The sequence below is a fragment of the Fictibacillus aquaticus genome (assembly GCF_002245695.1).
Lineage (GTDB): Bacteria > Bacillota > Bacilli > Bacillales > Fictibacillaceae > Fictibacillus > Fictibacillus aquaticus.
In genome coordinates, this window is record NZ_NOII01000020.1 from 2,801 (window position 1) to 8,971 (window position 6,171).

Below are 6,171 nucleotides of genomic sequence, written 5' to 3' on the forward strand. Positions count from 1 at the left end.
AAGCTTCTGTGCCTGTGAAGTCATCCCACTTTCCACCGAAAGAACTGCTTGCGCGCCGGCGTTCTTCCTTTGAAAGACAGATTTGGCCGATGTAAATCGTATTTTCCGGCGGAGAGCCTTCGTGCCATATAATTGCTGGACTTTTCTCGTAGGAAAAACGATCCTGCAGTAGTATTTCATTAAGCTTGCTGTCGTCAAGACTCGGCGGTGCCGAATCTAAATACGCAGTTGTCATGATGAGCGATGACTGTTTCGTGGTGTTGATCACCTTTACTGCGCCGTAGCGGCCATCTGGCAGATTGACTGCAAACACATCACCTTGTTCAGGTTTTCTTTTCTTCATAGTTCTGGTCCTCCTATTGCTGCTTTCACATTATTTTAGGCTGAAGAAGCTATGCGTTTTTGTCGAAATTCCCCGAATGGCACATAAAATTTATAAACGGCACTTAACTCTTAAATATGTAACATAACCCATGTCGAACGGCACATACTCATCTGAAAATGGCACATAAACTCAATTTGATCGTTTCGAGCAGCGGTGTTTAAGCGTATACAGACTAAAAATTAATGTTTTTAGTTGAAAATCTTTAATAAACTGCAAGAAAATTACAGGAAATGCGTCTAATTCAATAGAAAGCATGACGAAGGGAACCTAGAGGAGAGATTTTATGAAAAATAATGATATTGTTCAGGAATGGTTTGGGCTCTATCATCAGGACATCCTTCAATATCTTGTTTACTGCACAGGCAGGCTAGACGTAGAGGATCTTGTTCAGGAAACATTTATCAAGGCACTGCAGCACCTTTCTTCGTTCCGGCATGAGTCAGAGCCTAAGACGTGGCTGTTCACGATTGCCCGGCGCCTCGCTCAAGATGAAAGGCGCCGCGGGATATGGAAGGCCCTGCTGCCAGATTTTCTGCTGGCAACCATGAAAAGTTCAGATCCTGCACCTCATGAGAAACTCATGCTGAATGAAGAAAAAACTGCTCTGTATGAGGCAGTGAACAAGCTTCGTCCGGGGTACAGGGAGATCATTATCCTGCGCGGCATCATGGATTTGACATCCGAGGAAGCAGCAGACATCCTCGGATGCAGCACGGCGAAGGTTCACTTGACATACCATCGTGCACTGCAAAGTTTAAAGAAGCACATGATCGCAGAGAAAGGAGGGGTGGTGGATGAAGCAGCTAACGGATGAGCAAGTAGAAAAAAACTTAAGGTCACTACCAGTACACAGCCTTACACATGAACAGAAAGAAAACATTATATTTGCCATCAGGCAGCATAGCGAAAAAAGAAAACTTCGCTTCAAGCCTGCAGTAAGCTTCCTGCTCCTTCTCCTTCTTTTCGCAAGCATCGTATCATACGCTTTTCAGCAATATGATGGTAAGCCAGCAGAGCAGGCGGTCAGCGAGACTGTTACTATCAGCCCCGCGGGAGACATTACAATAAAAAACAGAGGAGCTTTCAGCAAAGATTTTTACAATAAAGAAGGAAAGAAAACCGGCGGGGTTCAAAGAATGACTGAAGCGGATATGTATGAGAGCATTAACCAGCAGAACATACACACAAATATAGATATTCAAGGCTACCGTTATCCAGGAAAAATGACCGTCGATCATCAGAAAAAAATGGAGTACATCCAGATCATTCACTATTACTTTAAATCACCCTATACAAACCACTATTATCACGTCTATTTTTATACTCCGTTTTTTGATGAAGCGCAGGCGGATGCGGTCGCGAGAACCTTCATTATAAATAGCCAAAATTAAGCATGGCGGACTTTTCCGCTGTGTTTCTTTTTATGTGTAAAAGTATGGTACAATAAGCGGTGATATGAGTGATAAAGGAGTTTTGAAAAAATGATTACTGTTTCTAACGTCAGTCTTCGTTACGGCGACCGCAAGCTGTTCGAAGATGTGAATATTAAATTTACGCCGGGCAACTGCTACGGCTTGATCGGAGCGAACGGTGCGGGTAAATCGACGTTCCTAAAAATTCTTTCTGGTGAGATCGAAGCGCAGACAGGTGATGTTATCATCACACCTGGCGAGCGTTTGGCTGTATTGAAGCAGAACCACTTCGAATACGAAGAGCATACTGTCATGCAGACGATCATTATGGGACATGCGCGTCTTTACCAAGTTATGCAGGAGAAGGATGCTATCTATATGAAAGCAGAATTCACTGATGAAGACGGCATGCGCGCAGCTGAACTTGAAGGCGAATTCGCTGAGCTGAACGGTTGGGAAGCTGAATCTGAAGCAGCGATCCTACTAAAAGGACTTGGAATCGGAGAAGACCTTCACGATAAGCTGATGGCTGACTTATCAGGCTCTGACAAGGTAAAAGTCCTCCTTGCACAGGCACTTTTCGGCAAGCCGGACATCCTGTTGCTGGATGAGCCTACGAACCACTTGGACCTTCAGGCGATTCAATGGCTGGAAGAGTTCCTTATCAATTTCGAGAACNNAGAGAAGATTAAAGAGCTTCAGAACTTCGTCGCTCGTTTCTCAGCGAACGCGTCAAAATCTAAGCAGGCTACTTCACGTAAGAAGCTACTGGATAAAATCACGCTGGATGACATCAGACCTTCTTCACGTAAATATCCGTTCGTCAACTTCAGCATCGAGCGCGAAATCGGGAACGACCTTCTTCGCGTAGAAGGTCTGACGAAGACAATTGACGGCGAAAAAGTACTTGATAACGTTAGCTTCATCATGAATAAAGACGATAAGATCGCGTTTGTCGGCAAAAACGAAATTGCCAACACGACGTTGTTCAAAATCTTGATGGGTGAGATGGAAGCGGACAGCGGAACATACAAATGGGGTGTTACTACATCTCAGGCGTACTTCCCGAAAGACAACTCGCAGTATTTTGAGAACGGCGAGCTTAACCTTGTTGACTGGCTGCGCCAATATTCTCCTGCTGACCAGAGTGAAAGCTTCCTGCGCGGATTCCTTGGCCGCATGTTATTCTCAGGCGAAGAAGTTCTCAAGAAGTGTACCGTTCTTTCTGGAGGCGAAAAGGTTCGCTGCATGCTTTCAAAAATGATGCTGAGCGGATCGAATGTTCTTCTTATGGATGAGCCGACGAACCACTTGGATCTTGAATCCATCACAGCACTTAACAACGGGATGACTTCATACAAAGGATCTATGCTGTTCACATCACATGACCATCAGTTCGTTCAGACGATCGCGAACCGCATCATCGAAATCACGCCGAACGGCCTGATCGATAAGCAGATGACATACGATGAGTATCTTGATAACGACGAGATCAAGAAACAGCGCGAAAAGATGTATCAATAATATAAGACGCCGGACATCCGTAAATAAGCGGATGTCCGGCGTTTTTCCTTTTATTTATAAATTATGGAAAAAGCAGCCGTCTTCCTTTATAGTCAAAGTAGGTTATCGCTTAGGAGGAAAAGCTGATGGACAGGTATTTAAAATACATAAAAGCAGTGGTTGTGCTTATCGCTGCCCTCGGAATTGGACTGCAGCAGTTTTATTCAGCTGAAGAAATGATCACAGTCAACAAAGTGCTGTTCGTTGCAGCGATGGCAGTTATCGTCCCGGTTATCCTTTATTTTTTCATCATTTTCAAATCCGAGATGACAAAGCTGATGAAAAAGGATTCATATCGCTCACATCTGATGTACCGTTTTCGTTATTTGTGGGGTGCGTTGATTATTGGAATGTTCGCTGCCTCTATGTATGTGTTTTATATGACATATGAAGTCGTTTTTTAGACTGAAAGGAAGATGAACTTGGAAAAAACGATACAGCATTTGTTTGCGTATCATGTCTGGGGAACTGAGAAGATGCTGCGGCATTTAGAGGACAAAGCAGAGGGATTCTATAACCTGGAAATAACAAGTGTTTTTCCTTCTATAAAAGCTGTGGTGGATCACGTTCTGGAAGTAGATGATCTTTGGTTTTCAAGAATGATAGGAAGAACTGCAGGTGTGATCTTGACTGAATCGCCAAAAGAGGCGAGGGAAAAGTTTTCTGTCTTACATGAAGAAATTACAGCTTACCTAAACAGCGTTGACCCATTAGAGAATATCACCTACAAAACCTCACAAGGAGAAACGTTTCAAAATTCGGTTGAAGAGCTCATCACCCATCTCGTCAACCACGGAACCTATCATCGCGGCAACTTGTCAGCGATGCTCCGCCAGCAGGGCATTCCAGGGGGTTCGACGGATTATATTTATTTTTTGCGGGAAAACAGTTTGAAAAGTAAACAATAACTAGGAATGTGGTGGTTGTTTGTACCGAAAATGGGTGACAGTGTTAGTCGTAATAGCGTGGGTAGCTTTCGGTGTTTACCTCATACCTGCTAACTCCACTTCTGAAGAAATAGGAGACAAAGAGTTAATTCAAAGTGATAAGGATTTTTGGCATGGCTTATATTATAAAGTTCATATAACAGAACAAAAAATAGTCTGGAATCTGTCAATAGAAAATGAACAGAAGAAAACATTGGTTGAAAAGCAGGAAAATAAAAAGAAATTGGCGGAGTTCCGGGAAAAGGTCAATGAGACTCAATCCAGTCAAAAGTTTGCTTTCATTAACTTCTCAGGAATCATTATTTTATTTATTATTCTTTCACTATACCGAAAAACATTATTTAAAGAAAAAAAGCAGAAGAATTTCCTGTTTTTTATAATCTCACTGTTTGTTTTCTATCATCTATTTGACGGTGGTAAAGAGCTGCGTGAAGCGTCGAACGCCAGCAAGGATGCCATTAGAATCTTTCATGTTTTAAGCCAACCTGATTAACGCCAGCAGGATTTGCTTCAAGGTTTCCTGATTAATTTCGTTTTTCTGTGCCGACAACCGCAACAGACGCGCTTTTTTCGTTTATAATAGAGAGTATGAGACATGTCTGCCGCTTGCTATGGCAGTGAGAAGGGAATTTAAATTCATGCTTGAGTACATCCTGGCGGGGCTTCTGCCGGTCTTTTTCATGTTATTGTTCAACCGTGTTTTATTTTCAAAGTACGTTCCTATTATCATTACACTGCTTATTCTCATTTTCGGCTTTGACGGACTAAACCGCCCGCTCAGCCAGCAGGTAATCGGGCTCGTATCCACGGCAATTGGATTCTGGCTCGGCCTTAAAATCTATAAAAAACAAGATCGAAAAGTAAGATAGACTGCGATTAAGCTTCGCAGTCTATTTTTTTACAAACACTATATACAAAAAAACTTACATAGAAAAAGCGTCTCCTTAGTTAGTAGGAGACGCTTTTCTGCGCTGATGAATGATGGTGTCTTTTAAGAAAAGGATGAGCAAGAATGAGATATAGCCGCCAAGTACAGTGATTCCAGCTTCATCCTGATGAAACAGCTTAAAAATGACGGATGACATCGTGATGACATAAAGGATGCCAAGTAATTTTCTTATCTGTTCGTCATCATAAATAGACGTCAGTTTAGCCCCAAGCTGTCCACCGATCAGCGCTCCGATAATCAGCAATGCCCCAAGCTTAAAATCAAGGGGAGTGGAGAACGCATAAGTGATAAATCCTGCTGTTACGATCGCAAAAACGCTCACCAGGCTTGTGCCGACTGCTTTCCGTGCAGGAAGCTTCATCATAGAGATTAATAGCGGGACCATGATGAACCCGCCGCCGACACCGAGCGTGGCGGATAGAAAACCGCCTGTAAATCCGATAAAGACAGCCTTCAGCCAAGAAAATTGAAAGGGCGCGTTCTTGCTGTCTTGTTTTGAAGATCTGTTTAACAGGGAAAGAGCAAAATAACCGAGCAATAGAATGTATAGAAAAGGGATGACTGTCTTATCTAAGTGCTCTGCTTCCAGCCACAAGACGAGCGGATGGGCGATCTGGGTTGCAGCGACTCCTGTAATGCCGAGCACTGCAGCTGTTTTCCAGAATATATTGTTCATCCTTAAATGGGCGAATACTCCAGAAACACTCGTTCCGATCGAGTACATAAGACTTGTGCCGATCGCTGTGACAGGAGGAAAGCCGAACAGGATAAGTTGCTTATCCCAGTGCAGTGCGAGTACTATGCGCTTGAAGGGCTGAGCCAGCTTCTCAACACGTTAAGGCTTGTTCAGAAGCATCTGAACACAGAACTGATGATAGACGGCGTACTTCTTACAATGCTCGATGCCCGTACGAA

Annotated in this window: 9 protein-coding genes and 1 pseudogene; 8 read left to right on the top strand and 2 right to left on the bottom strand. The window is 43.3% G+C overall.

What is annotated here, in order from left to right; translation table 11 throughout:
• Positions 1-343, bottom strand: a 343-nt coding sequence (locus CGZ90_RS20835; RefSeq protein WP_165766904.1) for an Imm26 family immunity protein, incomplete at its 3' end; no start/stop codon positions are given.
• A gap of 325 nt (positions 344-668) precedes the next feature.
• Here CGZ90_RS20835 and CGZ90_RS17980 point away from each other — a divergent pair.
• From CGZ90_RS17980 to CGZ90_RS18010, 7 genes are all read left to right on the top strand, one after another.
• On the top strand, positions 669-1,199 hold the full coding sequence (locus CGZ90_RS17980; RefSeq protein ID WP_094253919.1) for an RNA polymerase sigma factor: 531 nt from the start codon (positions 669-671) through the stop codon (positions 1,197-1,199).
• Positions 1,180-1,776 (top strand): hypothetical protein, encoded by a 597-nt coding sequence (locus tag CGZ90_RS17985; protein WP_094253920.1) that lies wholly within the window; start codon positions 1,180-1,182, stop codon positions 1,774-1,776. The genes CGZ90_RS17980 and CGZ90_RS17985 overlap by 20 nt, the downstream gene beginning before the upstream one ends.
• Positions 1,777-1,866: 90 nt before the next feature.
• Positions 1,867-3,321 carry an ABC-F family ATP-binding cassette domain-containing protein gene (locus tag CGZ90_RS17990; protein WP_094253921.1) on the top strand — a complete coding sequence of 485 codons (1,455 nt, stop codon included), beginning with the start codon at positions 1,867-1,869 and terminating at the stop codon, positions 3,319-3,321.
• A gap of 125 nt (positions 3,322-3,446) precedes the next feature.
• On the top strand, positions 3,447-3,764 hold the full coding sequence (locus CGZ90_RS17995) for a hypothetical protein (protein WP_094253922.1): 318 nt from the start codon (positions 3,447-3,449) through the stop codon (positions 3,762-3,764).
• An 18-nt stretch (positions 3,765-3,782) separates the two neighbouring features.
• Positions 3,783-4,268, top strand: a complete 486-nt coding sequence (locus CGZ90_RS18000) for a DinB family protein (protein ID WP_165766905.1) — start codon at positions 3,783-3,785, stop codon at positions 4,266-4,268.
• A gap of 19 nt (positions 4,269-4,287) precedes the next feature.
• Positions 4,288-4,800 (top strand): geobacillin-26 family protein, encoded by a 513-nt coding sequence (locus CGZ90_RS18005; protein WP_094253924.1) that lies wholly within the window; start codon positions 4,288-4,290, stop codon positions 4,798-4,800.
• Between the two features lie 145 nt (positions 4,801-4,945).
• Positions 4,946-5,176, top strand: coding sequence for a DUF2198 family protein (locus CGZ90_RS18010; RefSeq protein ID WP_165766906.1), 231 nt, complete (start codon positions 4,946-4,948; stop codon positions 5,174-5,176).
• A 75-nt stretch (positions 5,177-5,251) separates the two neighbouring features.
• Here CGZ90_RS18010 and CGZ90_RS18015 read toward each other — a convergent pair whose 3' ends face one another.
• A complete protein-coding gene (locus CGZ90_RS18015) occupies positions 5,252-5,980 on the bottom strand; it encodes a sulfite exporter TauE/SafE family protein (protein WP_240515477.1) in 729 nt (242 codons plus the stop codon).
• A 42-nt stretch (positions 5,981-6,022) separates the two neighbouring features.
• Between CGZ90_RS18015 and CGZ90_RS18020 the strand changes: the two are divergent.
• Positions 6,023-6,171: pseudogene (locus CGZ90_RS18020) on the top strand (ParA family protein); the annotation flags it as partial.